The 20,568-nt window shown below is 41.5% G+C and carries 21 protein-coding genes and 1 pseudogene; 15 read left to right on the top strand and 7 right to left on the bottom strand.

All coding sequences use genetic code 11. The annotated features are described in order from the left end of the window. The first annotated feature begins 54 nt into the window (after positions 1-54). Positions 55-477, top strand: a complete 423-nt coding sequence (locus Xsze_RS18780) for a GNAT family acetyltransferase (RefSeq protein ID WP_038234504.1) — start codon at positions 55-57, stop codon at positions 475-477. Positions 478-505: 28 nt separating this feature from the next. Here Xsze_RS18780 and Xsze_RS18775 read toward each other — a convergent pair whose 3' ends face one another. Next, on the bottom strand, positions 506-916 hold the full coding sequence (locus tag Xsze_RS18775; RefSeq protein WP_038234502.1) for a hypothetical protein: 411 nt from the start codon (positions 914-916) through the stop codon (positions 506-508). 221 nt (positions 917-1,137) lie between these two features. Here Xsze_RS18775 and Xsze_RS18770 point away from each other — a divergent pair, with 221 nt between their 5' ends. The 8 genes from Xsze_RS18770 to Xsze_RS22885 all read left to right on the top strand — a co-directional run bounded on the left by Xsze_RS18770 (position 1,138) and on the right by Xsze_RS22885 (position 7,868). After that, the gene (locus tag Xsze_RS18770; RefSeq protein WP_051462284.1) at positions 1,138-1,761 is read left to right on the top strand and encodes an RpoE-regulated lipoprotein; all 624 of its coding nucleotides are present in this window, start codon (positions 1,138-1,140) and stop codon (positions 1,759-1,761) included. Positions 1,762-2,193: 432 nt separating this feature from the next. Further along, positions 2,194-3,231: a thiosulfate ABC transporter substrate-binding protein CysP gene (cysP, locus tag Xsze_RS18765; RefSeq protein ID WP_038234500.1), complete on the top strand. Its 1,038-nt coding sequence runs from the start codon at positions 2,194-2,196 to the stop codon at positions 3,229-3,231. Beyond that, positions 3,228-4,064: a sulfate/thiosulfate ABC transporter permease CysT gene (gene cysT, locus Xsze_RS18760; RefSeq protein ID WP_038234498.1), complete on the top strand. Its 837-nt coding sequence runs from the start codon at positions 3,228-3,230 to the stop codon at positions 4,062-4,064. The genes cysP and cysT overlap by 4 nt, the downstream gene beginning before the upstream one ends. Then, on the top strand, positions 4,061-4,906 hold the full coding sequence (cysW, locus tag Xsze_RS18755) for a sulfate/thiosulfate ABC transporter permease CysW (protein WP_038234496.1): 846 nt from the start codon (positions 4,061-4,063) through the stop codon (positions 4,904-4,906). The genes cysT and cysW overlap by 4 nt, the downstream gene beginning before the upstream one ends. Positions 4,907-4,920: 14 nt before the next feature. Next, positions 4,921-6,009: a sulfate/thiosulfate ABC transporter ATP-binding protein CysA gene (gene cysA, locus Xsze_RS18750; protein WP_038234494.1), complete on the top strand. Its 1,089-nt coding sequence runs from the start codon at positions 4,921-4,923 to the stop codon at positions 6,007-6,009. A 132-nt stretch (positions 6,010-6,141) separates the two neighbouring features. Next, complete coding sequence (gene cysM / locus Xsze_RS18745; protein ID WP_038234492.1) at positions 6,142-7,023, top strand: cysteine synthase CysM; 882 nt, start codon at positions 6,142-6,144, stop codon at positions 7,021-7,023. A 90-nt stretch (positions 7,024-7,113) separates the two neighbouring features. Next, positions 7,114-7,431, top strand: a complete 318-nt coding sequence (locus Xsze_RS22890) for a hypothetical protein (RefSeq protein ID WP_244431735.1) — start codon at positions 7,114-7,116, stop codon at positions 7,429-7,431. Continuing rightward, positions 7,431-7,868, top strand: coding sequence for a GNAT family N-acetyltransferase (locus Xsze_RS22885; protein WP_244431734.1), 438 nt, complete (start codon positions 7,431-7,433; stop codon positions 7,866-7,868). The genes Xsze_RS22890 and Xsze_RS22885 overlap by 1 nt, the downstream gene beginning before the upstream one ends. 94 nt (positions 7,869-7,962) lie before the next feature. Here the strand turns inward: Xsze_RS22885 and crr are convergent, their stop codons facing one another. The 5 genes from crr to cysZ all read right to left on the bottom strand — a co-directional run bounded on the left by crr (position 7,963) and on the right by cysZ (position 13,064). Continuing rightward, on the bottom strand, positions 7,963-8,472 hold the full coding sequence (gene crr, locus Xsze_RS18735; RefSeq protein WP_038234490.1) for a PTS glucose transporter subunit IIA: 510 nt from the start codon (positions 8,470-8,472) through the stop codon (positions 7,963-7,965). Positions 8,473-8,520: 48 nt separating this feature from the next. Continuing rightward, complete coding sequence (gene ptsI, locus Xsze_RS18730) at positions 8,521-10,248, bottom strand: phosphoenolpyruvate-protein phosphotransferase PtsI (RefSeq protein WP_038234488.1); 1,728 nt, start codon at positions 10,246-10,248, stop codon at positions 8,521-8,523. Between the two features lie 138 nt (positions 10,249-10,386). Then, on the bottom strand, positions 10,387-10,644 hold the full coding sequence (ptsH, locus tag Xsze_RS18725; protein WP_038234486.1) for a phosphocarrier protein Hpr: 258 nt from the start codon (positions 10,642-10,644) through the stop codon (positions 10,387-10,389). A gap of 463 nt (positions 10,645-11,107) precedes the next feature. After that, positions 11,108-12,061, bottom strand: coding sequence for a cysteine synthase A (gene cysK / locus Xsze_RS18720; RefSeq protein ID WP_038234484.1), 954 nt, complete (start codon positions 12,059-12,061; stop codon positions 11,108-11,110). 238 nt (positions 12,062-12,299) lie between these two features. Further along, a complete protein-coding gene (gene cysZ, locus Xsze_RS18715) occupies positions 12,300-13,064 on the bottom strand; it encodes a sulfate transporter CysZ (protein WP_038234482.1) in 765 nt (254 codons plus the stop codon). A 219-nt stretch (positions 13,065-13,283) separates the two neighbouring features. Between cysZ and zipA the strand changes: the two genes are divergently transcribed. The 6 genes and pseudogenes from zipA to Xsze_RS23410 all read left to right on the top strand — a co-directional run. Next, the gene (zipA, locus tag Xsze_RS18710; RefSeq protein ID WP_038234480.1) at positions 13,284-14,225 is read left to right on the top strand and encodes a cell division protein ZipA; all 942 of its coding nucleotides are present in this window, start codon (positions 13,284-13,286) and stop codon (positions 14,223-14,225) included. Between the two features lie 62 nt (positions 14,226-14,287). Then, the gene (gene ligA, locus Xsze_RS18705; protein WP_038234478.1) at positions 14,288-16,306 is read left to right on the top strand and encodes an NAD-dependent DNA ligase LigA; all 2,019 of its coding nucleotides are present in this window, start codon (positions 14,288-14,290) and stop codon (positions 16,304-16,306) included. Between the two features lie 182 nt (positions 16,307-16,488). Continuing rightward, on the top strand, positions 16,489-17,679 hold the full coding sequence (locus Xsze_RS18700; RefSeq protein WP_038234476.1) for a NupC/NupG family nucleoside CNT transporter: 1,191 nt from the start codon (positions 16,489-16,491) through the stop codon (positions 17,677-17,679). Positions 17,680-17,799: 120 nt separating this feature from the next. Next, positions 17,800-18,021, top strand: coding sequence for a DUF3820 family protein (locus Xsze_RS18695; protein WP_038234473.1), 222 nt, complete (start codon positions 17,800-17,802; stop codon positions 18,019-18,021). Between the two features lie 181 nt (positions 18,022-18,202). Continuing rightward, the gene (locus tag Xsze_RS21885) at positions 18,203-18,319 is read left to right on the top strand and encodes an SDR family NAD(P)-dependent oxidoreductase (protein WP_141557185.1); all 117 of its coding nucleotides are present in this window, start codon (positions 18,203-18,205) and stop codon (positions 18,317-18,319) included. 23 nt (positions 18,320-18,342) lie between these two features. Continuing rightward, positions 18,343-18,586 (top strand): annotated as a pseudogene (locus Xsze_RS23410) (SDR family NAD(P)-dependent oxidoreductase); the annotation flags it as partial. 68 nt (positions 18,587-18,654) lie between these two features. Here the strand turns inward: Xsze_RS23410 and Xsze_RS18685 are convergent. Continuing rightward, positions 18,655-20,001 (bottom strand): MATE family efflux transporter, encoded by a 1,347-nt coding sequence (locus tag Xsze_RS18685; protein ID WP_099137995.1) that lies wholly within the window; start codon positions 19,999-20,001, stop codon positions 18,655-18,657. Between the last annotated feature and the right edge of the window lie 567 nt (positions 20,002-20,568).

Below are 20,568 nucleotides of genomic sequence, written 5' to 3'. Positions count from 1 at the left end.
AAAACAGTAATAATTAACACTGATTTAATTGCTTATTAAATAGGCGGGCTAATTATGGAAATTCGGGTATTTCGGCAAGATGATTTTGAAGCCGTCATCACACTTTGGGAACACTGTGATTTGGTTAATTCTGGTAATGATCCAGAAATAGATATTGAACGCAAGATAAGTCATGGCGCTGATTTATTTTTGGTTGCTGAAATTGCCGGAGAAGTCGTTGGATCAGTGATGGGAGGTTACGATGGGCATCGTGGTCATGCTTATTATTTAGGTGTCCATCCTGAATTCAGAGGCAGAGGGATTGCTAATGCATTGATTTCCCGTCTGGAAAAAAAATTGCTGGCAAGAGGATGCCCAAATATTTTGATCATGGTTCCAGAAGAAAATGACGCAACGATTTGTATGTGTGAAAAGATGGAATATGATTATTTAGGGCAAGAAAATGCAATTTTCAAAAAACGTTTAATTATTGATTAAATAAAATAGTTGAGCGGTTTTATACCGCTCAGCTATTGCTATTATTATTTAATAAGTTTTTTATTGTTCTTTTTATATGATGAATATAATAAGTTTGATATTTGTTTTTATTTTCCATGACATCTTTTGATATGTGGGAGCTTTTTATATTTTTATCGGAAACGATATCAATTTTTATATCGTTATTCTTATCTAGATATAAAAAATAATGTTCAGGAATGGGAGGTTTAACGTTTCCTTTTAATGGAAACCAATCAGAGGGGGATTGATAATTCATTTGGCGCAGAGGGAAAGGCATAAATATTTTCCAGTCATAGATGAGGTTAGTTTGTGTGCCATAAAAATGAATGGGAAAGATCCATTTTGAACATGCTATGTTTGCTATGTCAGATGTGTTGTATGTAGATAAAATCAATGAAAAAACAAATAAGTAACTCATAAATCACCTGTATTTTATTTTTGCAAATCCTGTATGATTTGTATCTCAATGGTCAATATTATTGAACATTGTATAAACAATTCTATAATGTTTCATTTTTGATATGTTATTGTCACTAATGTATATGAGTATTTTTGTGCTTAAGATGGAATGTTTTTTTGAGCATGTGGTCTGATGTATGTCAAATTGCACTCTATCGAGTCCTAAGGTAAGAAACCGTAATGCATAAATTTTCAGTATTTAACTTCTTTTCTAAACAAAAGGTTATAGCATCCTGTAGTTTAGTGGGTTGCTCATTGTTGTTAACGGCCTGCGCTGGAACATCAGGGCTTTCATGGTCTGCCTTATCGCCATCTAATTGGTTCAGTAATTCTTTGAAAATCTCCGGGCAGGGATTGGGAGAGATTAATGACCAGACAAATATGGTTCCATCTGCGATTGAGAAGGCTTTGGAAGGGAAATATCATCTTCGTAGTGGTATGGAAACGAAAAATGGTAAGTTAATCAGTATTGTTCAGGGAATGGATGAAGATCAGGTGAAACTGGAGTTTTATGGCCTTCCGAATGGCAAAGTGAACCGTATTGATGTGTTGGATGAGGGAATTAAAACGGTTTGGGGAACAGAAATAGGGACGCCTTTCTCGGCATTGTATGACAAAGCTTTTGGCACCTGTCAACGATCCCGTGATTTTAGTGTAAAATCTGCGGTTATTTGCACTGCCCCACAAAGCCCACATGTCAGCTATGTATTTACGGGGATTTGGAATGGTCCGGAAGAGCTATTGCCTTCCGATGATGTTATCAAAGATTGGAAAATATCACGCATTATCTGGCAATCAGAATAAAAGTTTTCAGCTTCATTTAATCATTTAATAAATAATCATTTTTCCCACTTTTATAATGGAAGAATATTTTATTCCTGAGTGGGAATAGTGATGTCTTCACATCTTATCGCGTTTCATCATTTCTCATAAAAATTCGGTATATAAAACAGGGGCTAATGAACTACCCTGTTATAAATATTCTGGATACAGTATAACCTCAGTCGTTCAAGTTTCAGCATTACCAACGTTAACCACGTAGTCCAGTCATGTAACCCAGTCATAGGGTGAGTTATATCAGCATGGATAACTGTGTGACTGGGGAATGCGTTTGGTTTTTGTATCACAGCTTGAAAGCGATTGGGGTTAAAAACCTATTGGATTAAAAAATTATAGGGTTAAAACCTGTCGGGTATAGAAAAGTGGTTGTTAAATGGGTGATGGGTAAGGTGTCGGATGAAAACAGAGGCAATAAAAAATAAGCTATTGAGTGGATTGGTGGCCCTATCAATGTTAATCAGTTTCAGCATTTATAGTGCCAATGCCTTGGCTATTGAGTTGTTGAATAGCTCTTATGACATTGCCCGGGAATTATTTTCGAGCCTGAATCCTGAATTTGAGAAACAGTGGAATAAGCAACATCCACAAGATAAGCTGGTCATCAAGCAATCCCATGCCGGTTCATCTAAGCAGGCACTGGCTATTTTACATGGGCTGAGGGCCGATGTTGTCACCTATAATCAGGTTACTGATATTCAAATCCTGCATGATCGGGCTGAACTTATTCCCGCTGACTGGCAGCAACGCTTACCGAATAACAGCTCTCCTTATTATTCCACGATGGCTTTTTTAGTCCGTAAAGGGAATCCCAAGCAAATTCATACCTGGGATGATTTGCTGCGCAGTGATGTGAAATTGATTTTCCCGAATCCAAAGACGTCAGGTAATGGCCGTTATACCTATCTGGCTGCTTGGGGAGCATTTCAGCAGAAAAATCCCAATGCACCCAAAAAGGTTCATCAACTGATGCAGCGTCTTTTGCGCAATGTAGCGGTATTTGATACCGGAGGCCGTGGTGCGACGACATCCTTTATTGAACGGGAATTAGGGGATGTTTTGGTAAGTTTTGAATCGGAAATTAATAATATCCGTAAACAGTATGGTGAAGATAAGTACCATGTAATTGTGCCTTCAGTGAATATTCGGGCTGAATTTCCTGTTACCTGGGTAGATAAAAATGTCAAAAAAAATGGCACTGAAGCGGTAGCCAAAGCATATGTAAATTACTTATATAGCTACGAAGCCCAGAATATCATTGCCAGTTTTAACTATCGCGTACTTGATAAAGAGGTTATGGCGGCTCAGCAGTCCCGTTTTCCTGCAACTGAATTGTTCCGTCTGGAAGAACAATTCGGTAGTTGGCCTCAGGTCATGAAAACGCACTTCAATTCAGGTGGTGTGTTTGATCGCTTAATGATGGAAGAACGCGAATGATAGGGGCATCCAGTAAACGCGTCTTGCCCGGTTTTGGATTAAGTCTGGGCAGCAGCCTGCTTTATACCTGCCTTATCTTATTGTTGCCGTTAAGTGCCTTAATGATGCAGCTTTCCAGTATGACTTGGGAGCAATACTGGCAAGTGATTGCTAATCCACAAGTGGTTGCTGCTTATCAGGTTACATTGCTGGCGGCGGCGGCGGCCAGCCTGTTCAATATGATATTTGGTATGTTAATGGCGTGGGTATTAACACGTTACCAATTTCCGGGACGCAACCTGCTTGATGGTTTGATGGATCTCCCTTTTGCTTTGCCGACGGCAGTTGCGGGATTAACACTGGCAACACTGTTTTCAGCAACAGGTTGGTATGGTGCTTGGCTCAGCAATTTTGATATCAAGGTGACCAATACTTGGCTGGGCATTGCAGTCGCAATGGCATTTACCAGCCTGCCTTTTGTCGTCCGCACTGTACAGCCAGTTCTTGAAGAGCTTGGTCCGGAATATGAGGAAGCAGCACAAACACTGGGTGCAAGCCGTTGGCAAACATTCCGTCAGGTCATATTACCTGAGGTTTCACCGGCGTTAATGGCTGGAACGGTACTTTCTTTTACTCGTAGTCTGGGAGAATTTGGCGCTGTGATTTTCATTGCAGGCAATATTGCATGGCAAACTGAAGTGGTTTCCCTGATGATTTTTGTGCGCCTGCAAGAGTTTGATTACCCGGCTGCCAGCGCAATCGCGTCGGTCATCTTGGCGACATCATTGTTATTGCTGTTCAGTGTTAATGTATTACAAAGCCGCTTCGGTAAGCGGATAGGTGGGCATTCATGAGTGCATTTTCTGAATACACGCTAATACAGCGTTCTCCTGTCAATTGGGGAAAATGGCTGCTGATTGGCACAGGTATTTTTTTCTCGGTTTTATTGCTGGTGATCCCGATAGCATGGATTTTTTTGACTGCTTTTTCTCAGGGAATCGATACTGTTGCCCGGAATTTTTTTGATCCCGATATGCTTCATGCCATCTGGCTGACGGTAATGATTGCCTTAATCACTGTACCCATCAATCTGGTTTTTGGGGTAATGACGGCGTGGTTGGTGACGCGTTTCCAATTCCCGGGCAGACAATTGTTGCTGACGTTAATTGATATTCCGTTCGCCGTTTCTCCTGTGGTAGCTGGCCTGCTTTATCTTTTGTTTTATGGAGCAAATGGTTGGTTGGGAAATTGGCTGGGCGATTATGACATTCAGCTGATGTTTTCATGGCCGGGAATGGTGCTGGTAACGGTATTTGTAACATGCCCCTTTGTTGTGCGTGAGTTGGTTCCGGTGATGTTGAGCCAGGGCAGTCAGGAAGATGAAGCGGCAATATTGCTTGGCTCCTCTGGCTGGCAGATGTTTTGGCGAGTGACATTACCGAATATTCGCTGGGCGTTGTTGTACGGTGTTGTTTTGACGAATGCAAGGGCCATCGGGGAGTTTGGCGCAGTATCTGTGGTATCCGGAGCGATTCGGGGAGAAACGTATACATTGCCTTTGCAGGTTGAATTGCTATATCAGGATTACAACACAGTTGGTGCTTTTACGGCAGCGGCTTTATTAGCTCTGATGGCAATTATTACTCTGATGATTAAAAGTGCGCTGCAATGGCGCTTAAGTCGCCAGCAAGGGTAGTTCAGGAGTGGGATATGAGTATTGAAATCAATAAAATCAGTAAATCTTTTGGCCGTACCCAGATACTGAATGACATTTCATTGGATATTGAGTCTGGTGAAATGCTTGCACTGCTTGGTCCATCAGGCTCTGGTAAAACAACATTGTTGAGGATCATTGCAGGGCTTGAACAACAAAGTTCGGGCCAATTGAAATTTCATGGTCAGGATGTTAGCCGAATGCATGCGAAAGAGCGACGTGTAGGGTTTGTATTCCAGCACTATGCACTTTTTCGCCATATGACCGTCTTCGATAATGTGGCTTTCGGGCTGACAGTGCTTCCTCGTCGCCAACGCCCGGATAGCACTGAATTGCGTAATAAAGTCATGTCATTGCTTGATATGGTGCAGTTATCGCACTTGGCTGACCGTTATCCGTCGCAACTTTCAGGCGGGCAAAAACAGCGTGTCGCATTGGCAAGAGCATTAGCCGTTGAACCCCAAATCCTTTTATTGGATGAACCGTTTGGCGCGCTGGACGCACAAGTGCGGGCAGAATTGCGCCGCTGGCTGCGTCAATTACACGAAGAATTGAAATTTACCAGTGTATTTGTAACCCATGATCAGGAAGAAGCCATGGAAGTGGCTGACAAAGTTGTTGTTATGAATCAAGGATGCATTGAGCAGGTGGGTACGCCTCAACAGGTTTGGCGTGAACCAGAAAGCCGTTTTGTACTTGAATTCATGGGGAATGTGAACAAACTGCAAGGGGAGATTAAAGATTCCTTGCTCTGGATTGGCGGCAATATTTTGCCATTAAATATCAAACCCCTGCATCAGGGGAGTGTGGATGTTTTTTTCCGTCCGTGGGATATGATACTCAATATGCAGCGGACAGCCTCTTGTCCTTTGGCGGTTCAGATTGTTGAAGTTATTCCGCGTGGGCATTTTTCTGTCTTATCTGTACAACCTATCGGTTGGGGAGAAGAATTGTTGTCAGTGATTTTGCAGGATCATTTATCAACACCTGCCAGAGGAGAGTATTATTTCCTGGGGGGAACGGGAGCCCGCTTGTATGTGAAAGAAGAACCTTTAAAGGTCTTGCGACTCGCTGAATCTGCTTGATTTAAAAGCATTATCATTAAATCCCTGTATTTTGCCAAAGCAGAAAACAGGGATTTTTTTCTTTAACATCTTGCTACAATTTTATGAATATGATTATTTGATTCTTCATTCTCATATGAATTGGGTAACTCTGTGGCAAGTTTGGAAAATTTTATAGGTAATACACCACTGGTAAAATTACAGCGATTAACAAAAGGTGTTAATGCAGAAATTTGGGTAAAGCTGGAAGGAAATAACCCTGCTGGTTCAGTGAAAGACAGGGCGGCATTTTCTATGATCCGGCAAGCTGAATTACGTGGTGAAATTACACCCGGTGATGTGCTAATCGAGGCAACAAGTGGTAATACGGGCATTGCATTGGCGATGATTGCAGCAGTCAAAGGCTATCATTTAAAATTATTAATGCCTGAGAATATGAGCCTTGAGAGGCAGGCATCAATGCGTGCTTATGGTGCTGAATTAATTCTGGTCAGCAAGGAAATAGGAATGGAAGGGGCGCGGGATTTGGCGCAAGAAATGGAGAGAAATGGGGAAGGGAAGGTACTGGATCAATTCAATAATACGGATAATTCTTTAGCTCATTTTAATACCACAGGTCCGGAAATCTGGCAGCAATCAGAGAAGCGGATCACCCATTTTGTTTCTAGCATGGGGACAACAGGAACGATTACCGGTGTGAGTCGCTATCTGAAATCGCAGTCAGACAACATCCAGATAATAGGGTTGCAACCCGCAGAAAACAGCCATATTCCCGGTATTCGTCGTTGGTCCCCGGCCTATATGCCCGGTATTTATCAGAAAGATCTGGTGGATCACATTTTGGATATTACGCAAAAAGAGGCTGAAACAACGATGCGTTTGCTGGCACAACAAGAGGGTATTTTTTGTGGGGTAAGCTCAGGCGGTGCAGTTTCCGGTGCATTGCGCATTGCGGCAGAAAACCCTGGTGCAGTTATCGTAGCCATTATTTGCGATCGCGGTGACAGGTATTTATCTACCGGTGTATTTAATTAACACATCCTTTTATTTTCCATTGGCTTATTTTTACCTGTTTTATGAAATGAAATTAATATGATTGATTCCAACCGAAACGAGTAAAAAAATATGTCTTTTTTTTCAAAAATAATAACGGATTTTGGGTTTTCTTCATTATTATCGAATGGGAATGTTCTCTATCGTGATGATGTTTTTACCTTGGTAACTAATAAGGATCTGAAAGAAGAGAGCCGAGTCAAAGTGCTGGAAACGTCAGATCATCGGGTCATGGCTGTTTTGACCCCACAATTGGCTGAAAAAGCAGGTCTTTATCACCAAGATAAGATGTCTGAATCTATTTTTCGGCAGAAATTGAAGGAAGCAGATATTATTTTGTATGATGCTGACTATGTTTTTTATTTCTCTGATACTGAAAAAATGTCCTGATGCAGGAAAAGTCAGAAGGGGCTTTACGTGAGCTAACGAAAGAAGGGGATGAAACAGTTTTTTCGGAGTTCCAATCTTCAGCTCCTGAGCAGGATTTGGGCAGCACTTATGTAGAGCTGGAGCATTGGTTGGTATTCGGAGCTTTTGAACATGAACATCTGGTCAGTGCTGCGAGTATGTATCCTTGGTCGAATGCACAAATTGCTGATATTGGTGTGCTGACATTGGAGGCTTTCAGAGGAAAAGGCTATGCCAGAAAAGTGGTTCGTGCCATGAGCAAACACGCTTATATGCAAGGGTATGAACCCCAGTATCGATGCCAACTTGATAATCACGCGTCTTTGGCAGTGGCAAAAGCCGTTATCCTGCAAGTGGGAAGAAATTTCTCCGGACTCACCGCATTAATGGAGATAATTCCAATGATGGGGAGTGAATAAAAAAATCGCCCCTGTATTATCAGGCTAACTTAAGAAAATTACCTGATAAAACAGTGGCGTTTCATGTGCTACTCACATTATTTGAGATGAACAGTTATTTTTTGATGCGCATGATAACGGATTCACCCACGACAACTGAACCACTAACTTTGGATAACTCTTTGATTTCATCCATGTTGGAAATAACAACAGGAGTTAAGGTTGATTTAGCCCTTTCTTCCAGAAATGCCAGGTCAAACTCTAAAACCAAATCGCCTTTTTGGACCCGCTGGCCTTCTTCGGCAATGCGCTTGAAGCCTGCCCCTTTCAGTTCAACAGTATCAATACCAAAATGGACGAACAGCTCAATGCCACTATCAGATTCGATAGAAAAAGCATGGTTGGTTTCGAAGATTTTGCCAATGGTGCCATCAACAGGAGCAACGATTTTATTGCCAGTTGGTTTAATGGCTATACCATCGCCTACAATTTTTTCGGCAAAAACAACATCTGGAACATCTTCAATGTTGACTATTTCACCTGACAATGGGGCGATAATTTCAATACTGCCGCTGTTTTTCTTATCGTCTGAAACCAGAGATTTCAATTTATCAAGCAGACCCATAAATCTTCTCCTAATTATTTTAATGGGACCGTGTCCTGGCTAATATGTTTAGCAGAGTGTTTTTTCTCTGGTAAAAGTGTCAACCAAATCCATCAATTCCTGTGCTGTTGGCTGAGTTAACGCTTGCTCTGCCAGTGCCTTCGCATCATTGTAATTGGCATTACGGATGATTTTTTTAATGCGTGGAATTGATATCGCACTCATGCTGAATTCATCCAATCCCATGCCCAAGAGCAATAGTGTCGCGCGTTCATCACCTGCAAGTTCTCCACACATGCCAGTCCATTTTCCTTCTGCGTGTGAGGCATCAATGACTTGTTTGATTAAGCTCAACACTGCTGGTGACATCGGGTTGTAAAGATGAGAAATCAGCTCATTACCACGGTCTACCGCCAGAGTATACTGAGTTAGATCGTTTGTCCCAATACTAAAAAAGTCAACTTCTTTTGCAAGATGATGTGCAATCGTTGCCGCTGCGGGGGTTTCCACCATAATGCCGACTTCAATTGATTCATCAAATGCTTTGTTTTCACTGCGCAATTGATTTTTAAGCAGTGACAATTCAGATTTCAGCTCTCGTATTTCTTCAACTGAAATCACCATTGGAAACATGATCCGAAGTTTACCAAATGCAGAAGCCTTTAGGATAGCACGTAATTGAGAGTGTAGAATTTCTTTACGGTCAAGACAAATGCGAATTGCACGCCAGCCAAGAAATGGGTTTTCTTCTTTTGGCAGGTTCATATAAGGCAGGTTTTTATCCCCACCAATATCCATTGTCCGGACGATAATGGCCTGATTGCCAACCGCTTCCGCCACTGCTTTATAAGCTTCAAATTGCTCGTCTTCAGTTGGCAGGGCATCACGATCCATAAACAAAAATTCAGTGCGGTATAAACCAACACCTTCTGCACCATTGCGTTCGGCACCCGTGACATCACGTACCGTTCCGATGTTTGCGCAGACTTCAACCTGATGGCCGTCCAGCGTGATGGCAGGTAGGTCTTTTAGCTTTGCCAGCTCCGTTTTTTCTGTCAGATATTCGTTTTTTGCGGCTTTAAGCTGTTCAATTTCAGTATCGGATGGATTTATATAAATTTTGTTGTTGACCGCATCCAGAATTAAGTCACTGCCATTTTTTATTTGTGTGGTTGCATTGGTCGTACCAACGATTGCAGGTAATTCCAAGGAGCGGGCCATAATGGATGTATGAGATGTACGGCCGCCCAAATCAGTAATGAAGCCCAGCACCTTATCTAAATTGAGTTGTGCTGTTTCTGACGGAGTAAGATCATTGGCAACTAAAATGACTTCTTCTTCAATTGAGCCTAAATCAATAATTGACATACCCAGAATATTTCTCAGCAAGCGCTTGCCGATATCACGCACATCGGCAGCACGTTCTTTCAAATATTCATCATCCAGCTCTTCCAGTGCCTTAGCCTGATCTTCAATCACGGAGTAAACAGCAGCATCTGCCGTGCTCAGATTGTTTTTGATGAGGCTGACAATTTCCTGTTCCAATTCTTCATCTTCAAGCAACATGATATGCCCTTCGAAGATTTCGGCTTTTTCTTCGCCCAGATTTTTTTCTGCTGTTTTTCTTATTGTTTCTAATTGAGAGGAAGATTTGTCGCGGCCTTGCTTGAAGCGGGAGATTTCGTGTTCGATTTGTTCAGACGTGATTTTTTTCTGATTTATAATAATGGGTTCTTCTTTCAGTAATAGTGCCTTACCGAAAGCGATACCTGGTGATACTAAGATACCTGAAATCATACTATATGACCTTAATGACCTTACCGCGGGTGTGATTACTTTTGTTAAGCCTTCATGGGCGGAGGCTCTAAATATCCCCGGATTTTACATTCCGGGGATGAACCGAGAGAAACAAATTGGCTTGATTAAGCGGGAAGATTATTCCAATTCACCCATCAGTTTTACTAAATGTTCAACGGCTTTCTGAGCATCTTCGCCTTCCGCAGCAATTGTTACGACTGTACCTTGAGTTAATCCCAACGTTTGCAGCTTAAACAGGCTTTTTGCGCTGGCAGACTTGCCTCCGGAAGACAGGGTAATATCAGAAGAAAAGCCTTTGGCTTCTTTGACGAATTGCGCAGCAGGACGAGTGTGGAGGCCGTTTGGTGCAGTAATAGTAACTTCTTGCTGGAACATAGTATTTCCTCAATAACTTAAATGTTGTTCGTTGATAAGCCAAGCGAATTCTAAGGTAGAATCGTTGAATTCGCGCTGGCTTGTACAACCGTTGAATTGATAATGAAAAACAGTGTATATCCGTCAATTCTCAAGCTGAGCTTTTTAGCTAACTTGAACCCCATTGGGTATATTAACCATTATCAAAAAATTAACACACTTGATGCATTCCATTGTTGATTTAATGTTAATTCACACGATGGCTGGCATTAATACAAACTATCAGGGTAACGGCTTGAATTGAGCAACGCTTTAGATGCCTCATTTAGCGATTAATTTCGTGCATCAAAATAATTACTGGTTAAATACTAAAGCTACTTAAATAAATCATCTAGGAAAGCTTTAAACTTTGATCTGATGCACAAAAAAGCACCCTTAAGAGGCGCTTTTTTGTCAACGTAAAGAAAATGGTACAGAGTAACTTTTAATCGTTAATTAAGTCAGAGAATAGTGCTGTACTGAGATAACGCTCTGCTGATGAGGGTAAAATGACAACAATATTTTTGTCTTTGTATTCATTTTCTTGAGATAATTTAACAGCGGCAGCAACAGCGGCACCTGAAGAAATACCTGAAAGAATGCCTTCTTTTTCAGTAAGTTCACGTGCGGTTTTAATGGCTTCTTCGTTACTTATCTTAAATACGCGGTCAATTAATGTTAAATCCAAGTTATCAGGGATAAAACCAGCCCCAATTCCCTGAATTTTATGTGGCCCTAGTTTAAGCTCTTCACCTGCCAATTTCTGGCTGATAACGGGAGAATCTTCAGGCTCTACCGCCACGATTGTCACTTGTTTTTTTCGTGTATTTTTCAGGTAACGGGCAACCCCGGTAATCGTACCGCCGGTTCCTACACCAGCGACAAACACATCTACATTACCTTCGGTATCGTCCCAAATCTCAGGCCCGGTGGTTTTTTCATGAATTTTGGGGTTGGCGGGGTTGCTGAATTGCTGGAGGAGTATGTAGCGATCAGGGTTGCTATCGTGGATCTCGTTGGCTTTTTCAATAGCCCCTTTCATGCCTTTTGCACCTTCAGTCAATACCAAATTAGCGCCTAATGCCCTGAGCAACTTGCGACGTTCAAGGCTCATGGTTTCTGGCATAGTCAATGTCAGTTTATAACCTCGGGCAGCTGCAACATAAGCGAGTGCAATCCCAGTATTTCCGCTGGTTGGTTCAATGAGTTCTTTATCTTTCGTTAAAACACCACGCTGCTCAGCATCCCAAATCATATTGGCACCGATACGGCATTTTACGCTGAAGCTGGGGTTACGGGATTCTATCTTTGCCAAAATACGCCCATCAGCGAAATTTTTTAAGCGTACCAGCGGAGTGTGGCCAATTGTCAACGAATTATCTTCATAAATTTTGCTCATTGTTTGATTACCCCTAAAATACCGTTATATACTGATTAACCATACGCTAACATCTTCTTTATGGAAATAAAGTTTCAATATATTCTTATTATATAAAAGAATATTTGATGATTATTTATATTTATTAGGTTATTTATGGCAGGCAGAGAAGATTTTGTGGCACTTCATGATTAACCCCCAAACAAATTGTAAATATGTCAGAGGGTTATCCTGCCAATTCAAGGTTTTTGATTGGTGATTAGCGATTCAGGGCATGCTGATCACGATAGCGATCAACCCACATGGCGGTCGCTCCACAGACAGCAACAGGCATAATAAACAGATTTACGATGGGGATCATGGTTAGTACGCTGACTGCTGCGCCAAATTGAAGGTTATCAACCTTGTTTTGCCGCAGGGTATTGCGCATTGCAGTAAAGCTGACTTTGTGATTATCAAATGGATAATCGCTGTATTGGATAGACAGCATCCATGCACTGAAAATAAACCAAAGAATGGGTGCGATGGTCTGGCCAATACCGGGTATAAAGTAAAGCAATAACAGCGCCAAAGCCCGGGGGATATAATAGAAAATCTTCACCAATTCGCGTTTTAGGATACGGGGAGTATCTTTGAGTAAATCGATAACGCCGGTATCTGGTGCTGGGAAACCCGTCAGGTCAGCTTCCAGTTTCTCGGCCAGCAACCCATTAAACGGAGCTGCAATAAAATTAGCCAGTGTGCTGAAGAAATAGGTAAAAACCAGCACAACAGAAATCACAGCCAGTGGAAAAATCAGATAGCTCAACCATTGCATCCAGTTTGGTATTTTATCTAAAGTCCATTGTATCCACACATCCAGTTTTCCGTATAGCCACCAAAATGAGCCACCCAAAAGCAAGATATTAGCCAATAAAGGCAATAAAACGAATCTCTTAATGCCAGGGCGGGTAATCAGTTGCCAACCTTGAGCAATATAATGAAATCCACTTAAACGTTTTCGCGACTTTGTCGAATTCGTCATATTTTCTTATTCTCTCCTAGATGATTGAGAAGGTATGATATAGGCAGGATTTTCTACTGACTAGTAGTTTTATGTATAAAAAACATCCGAAAAACAGGGGGAATATCTCTTTATGATAAGAAAAGTATATAGATACTTGCACTTGTCCTGTTTGACAAATACTCTTATCTAAAGAATATTCCGCCGTGGTGGCAATTAATTTAAACAACAGAGATAGCAATGATGCAGGACTTGCGTCTGATATTAATCGTTGTTGGTGCGATAGCCATAATAGCTTTGCTATTACATGGGTTGTGGACCAGCCGTAAAGAGCGTTCATCACTCTTTCGTGATCGCCCAGTTAAACGTCATAAACAGGAGCGTCAGGAAGAGACGGGAAATGGAAATAATGATGGCGATGAGCCATCTGATAGTGCGGTGAAGCCGCATGTTCAAAATTCGGGGAAACCGCATATTGAACATCATGAAGAGCCGGTTATAAAACGTCGTACATCAGAATCATCAGTGGCAATGCCAAATGATGATTCTGATCCTTTGCTTGTGAGATCTCAATCGGATGAACCAGTCGTTGCCGCAAAAGTTGTTGAAGAACAACGGGAAGAGCCACAACTGGGGTTATTTGATTCGGTTTATCAGGCAGAGCAAACAGGAGTTGGAGCAGCAGAGCCAATTGCTGACGATGTTGAAGGACAGCCAAAAGCAGAAGAAAATAAAGTGCCGGCTGAATCTGGTCAGTCTCCAAAAGAGACAGTACTGGTACTGCATGTTTCTGCTCATCATGGGCAGGAGCTGAATGGTGAAGTATTGCTTCAAAGCATTTTGCAGGCAGGCTTCCGTTTTGGTGACATGAATATCTTTCATCGTCACTTGGATCCATCGGGCAGTGGTGCTGTATTGTTCAGTTTGGCTAACATGGTAAAACCGGGGTCATTTGATCCAGATCAGATGACAGACTTTACAACACCGGGTATCTCTATGTTTATGCTTGTGCCTTCATATGGTGATTCCAATCAGAATTTTAAACTGATGTTACAGGCAGCACAGCGCATTGCCTCTGATGTAGGGGGAGTGGTTCTGGATGGTGAGCGTAAAATGCTTACACCGCAGATGATCGAACACTATAAAGCGCGTATTCGTAATACGCTCAACGTCAGTGAATAAATCCCCTGTTTAGTCTTAAAGCCCCCGCCAGTCGGGGGTTTTTTCATTTCTGGTGAGAAATCATGGAAAATATTATAATAGAAATCAAAAAATTAAGAGAATTGTTGCGTCATCATGAGTATTTGTATCATGTCATGGATGCACCAGAGATCCCTGATACAGAATATGATCGTTTGATGCGAGAATTAAAAGCGCTGGAAGAAGAACATCCCGCGTTGATTACAGCGGACTCTCCCACACAACGTGTCGGTGCAGCACCATTAACGGCTTTTGAGCAAGTTCGCCATGAGATCCCTATGTTGTCTTTAGACAACGTATTTGATGAAGAAAGTTATTTGGCATTTGACAAGCGGGTTCACGATCGTCTAAAAGATAGTCAGGATTTGGTGTTTTGCTGTGAACTGAAACTTGATGGTTTGGCGGTTAGCCTACTCTATGAAAATGGAGAGTTGGTACAGGCCGCAACTCGTGGGGATGGAACGATGGGAGAAAACATTACCACTAATGTTCGTACTATCCGCGCGATCCCTTTGCGCCTGAAAGGGGAAGATATCCCTGCCCGTGTTGAAATTCGCGGTGAAGTATTCATGAAACAGGCCGGGTTTGAAAAACTTAACGAAGAAGCTCGTCGTACAGGCAATAAAGTTTTTGCCAATCCCCGTAACGCCGCTGCCGGATCACTGCGTCAGCTTGATCCTCGTATTACTGCGAAACGCCCGCTTACTTTTTATTGCTATGGTGTTGGTGTTTTGGAAGGCGGTGAATTGCCTGAAAGCCATTATGAGCGCCTGATGAAATTTAAGCAGTGGGGGTTGCCTGTCAGTGAGAAAGTGAAACTGTGTCAGGGAACTCAGCAAGTCATGGATTTTTACCGTGATATCGAGCAGCAACGTCCTACATTGGGTTTTGATATTGACGGTATTGTAGCCAAAGTTAATTCTATTGAGCTACAGGAAACATTGGGTTTTGTTTCCAGGGCGCCTCGCTGGGCAACTGCGTTCAAATTTCCGGCTCAAGAGCAGATGACTGTCGTGCGGGATGTTGAATTCCAAGTCGGGCGTACAGGTGCAATTACACCGGTGGCACGTTTGGAACCGGTATCAGTTGCCGGTGTGACGGTCAGCAATGCCACATTGCACAATGCCGATGAAATAGAACGTCTAGGATTGCGTATTGGTGATACTGTTATTATTCGTCGTGCTGGAGATGTGATCCCACAGGTCGTAGGTGTTGTTCATGAAGACAAGTTGACAGAACGACAGGAAGTGATTTTTCCGGAACATTGTCCGGTTTGCGGCTCAGATATCGAACGTGTTGAAGGAGAAGCCGTTGCCCGCTGTACGGGAGGTTTATTCTGCGGGGCGCAGCGCAAAGAAGCATTGAGGCATTTTGTTTCTCGGCGGGCGATGGATGTTGATGGCATGGGGGAAAAAATCATTGAGCAGCTTGTTGATAAAGAGTATGTCAAAACCCCTGCGGATCTTTTCCGCTTAACTGCCGGAAAATTAACGGGTTTGGAGCGAATGGGGCCTAAATCTGCGCAAAATGTGATTAATGCTTTGGAGAAATCCAAAAAAACGACTTTTGCACGTTTTATTTACTCTTTGGGAATTAGAGAAGTCGGGGAAGCGACTGCCGCCAATCTGGTTTCCCACTTTGGAACATTGGAAAAACTACGGGCAGCGGACATTGAGTCACTTATTGAAGTACAAGACGTGGGTGGTATTGTAGCCAGCCATGTGGTGAATTTCTTCAATGAACCACATAATCAGGCAGTTATTGATGATTTGGTCAATACTATAGGTATCCACTGGGAATCCGTTGAAAGCCCGAATTTGGATGAAATTGACAGCCCGCTTGCCGGTAAGACAGTCGTACTGACAGGGTCATTGAGCCGTTTATCCAGAGACGAGGCTAAAGATAAGCTGGCTGCGTTGGGCGCAAAAGTGACTGGGAGTGTTTCGAAAAAAACTGATCTGGTTATCGCCGGTGAAGCGGCGGGTTCTAAGTTGGCGAAAGCGAATGAACTCGGTATTCCTGTGATTGATGAAGAAGAAATGCTTCGTTTATTAGGGAAATAGCGCTGTTTCTTCTGAATCCGAGCTATCTGAAACCAGTGCCAGGGAAGACATGATTAGGTGAGTTAGAGAAAAATTTATACCCGCGTAATAGTAATTTAATGTGATTATTATCATAATCCACTATTACGCATTGCATAAAATGCAGTTATAAATTTGCACAGTATCATGTTTGGAGCTCTTTTATGTCTCATATCTTCCATTTTTTACTCGCATTGGTTGTGATTGGCGGCTTAGCGATTTTAGCAAGCAATAGCCGAAAGGATATTCAGATCCGTTACATTATCCAATTACTTATCATTGAGCTTTTTCTGGCATGGTTCTTCCTGAATTCGAATGTGGGTTTGGGGATTGTTGAAGCGTTTAACAGTCTCTTTGTCCATTTGTTGTCTTATGCTGCAAAAGGTACCAGTTTTGTATTTGGTGGCATGATAGAAGCTAACCTTGCGTTTTTCTTCCTGAATGTATTGTGTCCTATCATCTTTATCTCTGCTCTGATTGGTATTTTGCAGCACATCAAAGTGTTGCCGATTATTATTCGGGCAATAGGCACTGTGTTGTCTAAAGTGAATGGAATGGGCAAACTGGAATCGTTTAATGCGGTTAGCTCATTGATTCTGGGGCAATCAGAAAACTTTATTGCATATAAAGATGTATTGGGAAAAATGTCTGAGCGCCGGATGTATACAATGGCTGCGACGGCAATGTCTACGGTTTCCATGTCCATTGTGGGAGCATACATGACAATGCTGGATGCGAAATACATTGTTGCAGCACTGGTTCTCAATATGTTCAGTACATTTATCGTTCTGTCGCTCATCAACCCTTATTCCATTCAGAGTGAAGAAGACATTCAGATGAGTAATCTTCATGAGGGGCAAAGTTTCTTTGAAATGCTGGGTGAATATATTCTGGCAGGTTTCAAGGTTGCCTTAATTGTCTCTGCGATGTTGATTGGCTTTATTGCCCTGATTGCGGGTATCAATGCCATTTTTCATTTAGCATTTGGCATCACTTTCCAAGAATGTCTGGGATATGTGTTTTACCCACTGGCGTGGATCATTGGTATTCCCAGTGATGAAGCGCTGAAAGTGGGCAGCATCATGGCGACAAAACTGGTTTCCAACGAATTTGTGGCGATGCAGGGATTGCAAGAAATCGCAGGTGAACTGAGCGAACGTTCGAAAGGCATTTTGTCCGTATTTTTGGTTTCTTTTGCCAACTTCTCATCCATTGGAATTGTTGCCGGTGCCATTAAAGGATTAAATGAGAAACAGAGTAATACCGTCGCACGTTTTGGTCTGAAACTGCTGTTCGGTTCTACGCTGGTAAGTTTCCTGTCTGCGGCAATTACCGGGTTGATCATTGGTTTTTAATCCCTTCCGGCTATTTGCATATTGAAAAAACAAAGTGGCATCTTGGCAGATGCCACTTTTTCTTTTATACAGGGTCTATTTTTATATTTAATTTTATACGTAGTCAGAAAGGTGGATGAAATGAACAAAGAAAATTTGCTGGAAATAGCCAATACAGCGATGCCATTCGGCAAATATAAGGGGCGCATGCTGATCGATTTACCGGAGGAATATTTATTGTGGTTTGCCCGCAAGGGAGAGTTTCCGCAGGGTAAATTGGGGATACTGATGGAAATGACCTTAGCAATTAAAATTGAAGGACTGGAATCCTTGGTGAAACCATTGAAAAAAGTAAATAACTAAAGCTTAGCCTTTATTTTTCGTGCGCCTGAGCTTTCTGCAAAATCGTTGCTGTTCATTCTTGGAATCAAATAAGTGACATAAATCTCATCTTATTATTTCAATTATATCAATATGTTCATCATTTATTGGGTATTTGCACAACAATGAATGGGTGAAGACACGAACGGTATGGAGAGGAACGATGAGCTATTTTGACGGAAAAATTGCAATTGTCACTGGTGCAACTACGGGGATCGGAGAAGGAATTGCAAAAGAATTATTTCAGCGGGGAGCAACAGTCATTATTACCGGCCGCTGATTTTGCGATGCTGAACAAACGACTCGGCAGCTTTGGAATTTGCAGGTAAAGGTGTTCGTATTAACGCGGTTGGGCTGGGTTATGTTGAGACACCACATATGAATAAATCCCCTGCTGAAGTCAGGGAAAATATGGCAAATACGCCCCGATGAAGCGTATGGCAAGCAGAGAAGAAGTGGCTAAAACAGTGGCATTTTTATTATCGGATGAAAGTTCATTTACGACGGGGCTTTTTACGCGATTGATGGCGGTTATACGGCACAATAAGGTAAAAGATGAAGAGCCGATCCTAAGTTGTCCCAAGTGAATGAAACAGGACAGGCTCTCATGACTGCTTATCTGGTTAATCTTTTAAATTTTGCCCTTAACAGGATTAAAAATACGATTGCATTGATAATCAATCCCACAACAAGCCCATACCAAAAGCCAACCAATCCCATTTTCTCTGTGACGATATCTGTCAGCCCCAGAATAAAACCCACAGGAATACCGATGAGCCAATAACCTGCGATCGGGGCATAGAAGACTATTTTAGTTTCATGCAACCCTCGAAAAATACCTGACAACATGAATTGAAAAGCATCAAATAAGTGAAAAAAACATAAAAAGAGCACAATGCTCATGGCTACATCGATCACCAGCATGTCTTTTGTATACAACTTAATAATAGCACCAGGGTATAGGTAGAAAATAGTGCAGAGCACAAAGGATATGAATAATCCTGTTGCGGTGGCTATGATGCTAAAACGCAACATTGATTGGAAATCTCTTTTGGCATTGAGGTAACTTACTTTCACAGTGGTAACAGTAGAAAAGCCACCGGTTACGGTAAACATCAATGCAGCTATGACCAATATGATGTTATTTGCCGCAATGTAAATGGGGCCAAGGGTAGCAACGCCAAATGAAATGATGTCGAGAAAGAGTACTTCAATAAAAAGAGCCATTCCACTTGGAATACCCACTGAAAATAGCTGCTTTAATTTTTTATTAAATTTAAGAGAGAGCTTAAATTGGTATTTTTTATATTCTTTTTTATATAAAAAATAAAAAATTAGTGCAATGGCGCTAAGCGTATTGACTATAGTCGTCGCAATGCCTGCGCCTATACCTCCCATCTCCGGCAGACCAAACTTGCCAAATATGAACGCATAATTGATAGGTATATTAATGACAAAAGCAAGGCAGGAGATATACATGGCAATTTTTGTATCTTCCAACCCTTGCAGTAATGAACGAAATACATTGAATATCATGAGGCCGGGTACGCCAAATGCCATTGCGGTGATATACCCTTCCGTAATGTTCACCACTTCTTCATTAACACCAATGAAAGACAAAAGTTGCACAGCTGCAAACAGGAAAATAATAATGGGGATTGACAGAAAAAATGAGGCAGATATGTAGCTATTTGTGCTCTCTTTTATTTCTTCAATATCATTATGGGATCTGTGTTTTGCCACATCAGCAGACAACATCATAATAACGCCATGCCCCAATATAAAAATGGGAAACCAAATACTGCCTCCCAGGGACACAGCAGCCAAATCATTAGTTGAATAATGACCTGACATGATGGCATCCATAGCGCCCATCCCGGTTCTGGCCAGCTGAGTGATGATGATGGGGCCTGATAATAAAAATAGGTACTTGACTTCGTTTAATAATGTTGCTCTCTGCATGATTTTCCTTAAGTTATTGTTATTTTTTATTAATTACCAAGTGCAAATGCGGAATAATCGAGTCATTAAAAGGGATTTAATCAAAATTTCATGGTTTTAATTAATTGAAAGGAACTCAAAAAAATAATTAACTATTGTTATTATATTTAAAGTGTATTATTGGGGTTTGTTAGGAATGGTAAAGACAATAAATATTAATCTCATAAAGCACAAATCAAATCAAGTCTTTATTTTTTGTTTTTTTTGCCAAATAAAAGTCAATAAAAATATTTAGAGTATATTTGGGGGAGTGTTGTTGAAATAAGCTATCAGTATATCTTTTGTTATCAATGATAATTAAACCTATGTGATTGTATTATTAGGCGATAACTATTTTTCATTATTCAAATTGTGAGTATTTATTTAATGTTTTTATGTGTTCTTCATGTTTCATAAAACTCAGTAATTATATATGAGAGTATATTTTTATGGTTCTTATTTATTAATATATCTTGGATTCGACTAATAAGTGCAATTTCTAAGAAAGGCGGTCAGTTGCTATAGTAGGCATCTTTCTCGCCAAAGGAA

The organism is Xenorhabdus szentirmaii DSM 16338 (assembly GCF_002632585.1).
Lineage (GTDB): Bacteria > Pseudomonadota > Gammaproteobacteria > Enterobacterales > Enterobacteriaceae > Xenorhabdus > Xenorhabdus szentirmaii.
The sequence above is the reverse complement of the archived record's forward strand: the minus strand, read 5'-3'. Positions and strand labels throughout refer to the sequence as shown.

What these genes read in the sequence shown, in the direction of transcription:
- cysW (WP_038234496.1), top strand. Translation starts at nt 4,061, where the DNA reads ATGAGTGCATTTTCTGAATACACGCTAATACAGCGTTCTCCTGTCAAT.
- ptsI (WP_038234488.1), bottom strand. Translation starts at nt 10,248, where the DNA reads ATGATTTCAGGTATCTTAGTATCACCAGGTATCGCTTTCGGTAAGGCA.
- crr (WP_038234490.1), bottom strand. Translation starts at nt 8,472, where the DNA reads ATGGGTCTGCTTGATAAATTGAAATCTCTGGTTTCAGACGATAAGAAA.
- Xsze_RS22890 (WP_244431735.1), top strand. Translation starts at nt 7,114, where the DNA reads ATGTCTTTTTTTTCAAAAATAATAACGGATTTTGGGTTTTCTTCATTA.
- Xsze_RS18685 (WP_099137995.1), bottom strand. Translation starts at nt 20,001, where the DNA reads ATGCAGAGAGCAACATTATTAAACGAAGTCAAGTACCTATTTTTATTA.
- Xsze_RS18775 (WP_038234502.1), bottom strand. Translation starts at nt 916, where the DNA reads ATGAGTTACTTATTTGTTTTTTCATTGATTTTATCTACATACAACACA.
- ligA (WP_038234478.1), top strand. Translation starts at nt 14,288, where the DNA reads ATGGAAAATATTATAATAGAAATCAAAAAATTAAGAGAATTGTTGCGT.
- cysZ (WP_038234482.1), bottom strand. Translation starts at nt 13,064, where the DNA reads ATGACGAATTCGACAAAGTCGCGAAAACGTTTAAGTGGATTTCATTAT.
- cysT (WP_038234498.1), top strand. Translation starts at nt 3,228, where the DNA reads ATGATAGGGGCATCCAGTAAACGCGTCTTGCCCGGTTTTGGATTAAGT.
- Xsze_RS21885 (WP_141557185.1), top strand. Translation starts at nt 18,203, where the DNA reads ATGAGCTATTTTGACGGAAAAATTGCAATTGTCACTGGTGCAACTACG.
- cysA (WP_038234494.1), top strand. Translation starts at nt 4,921, where the DNA reads ATGAGTATTGAAATCAATAAAATCAGTAAATCTTTTGGCCGTACCCAG.
- Xsze_RS18695 (WP_038234473.1), top strand. Translation starts at nt 17,800, where the DNA reads ATGAACAAAGAAAATTTGCTGGAAATAGCCAATACAGCGATGCCATTC.
- Xsze_RS18780 (WP_038234504.1), top strand. Translation starts at nt 55, where the DNA reads ATGGAAATTCGGGTATTTCGGCAAGATGATTTTGAAGCCGTCATCACA.
- cysP (WP_038234500.1), top strand. Translation starts at nt 2,194, where the DNA reads ATGAAAACAGAGGCAATAAAAAATAAGCTATTGAGTGGATTGGTGGCC.
- Xsze_RS18700 (WP_038234476.1), top strand. Translation starts at nt 16,489, where the DNA reads ATGTCTCATATCTTCCATTTTTTACTCGCATTGGTTGTGATTGGCGGC.
- ptsH (WP_038234486.1), bottom strand. Translation starts at nt 10,644, where the DNA reads ATGTTCCAGCAAGAAGTTACTATTACTGCACCAAACGGCCTCCACACT.
- cysK (WP_038234484.1), bottom strand. Translation starts at nt 12,061, where the DNA reads ATGAGCAAAATTTATGAAGATAATTCGTTGACAATTGGCCACACTCCG.
- Xsze_RS22885 (WP_244431734.1), top strand. Translation starts at nt 7,431, where the DNA reads ATGCAGGAAAAGTCAGAAGGGGCTTTACGTGAGCTAACGAAAGAAGGG.
- zipA (WP_038234480.1), top strand. Translation starts at nt 13,284, where the DNA reads ATGATGCAGGACTTGCGTCTGATATTAATCGTTGTTGGTGCGATAGCC.
- Xsze_RS18770 (WP_051462284.1), top strand. Translation starts at nt 1,138, where the DNA reads ATGCATAAATTTTCAGTATTTAACTTCTTTTCTAAACAAAAGGTTATA.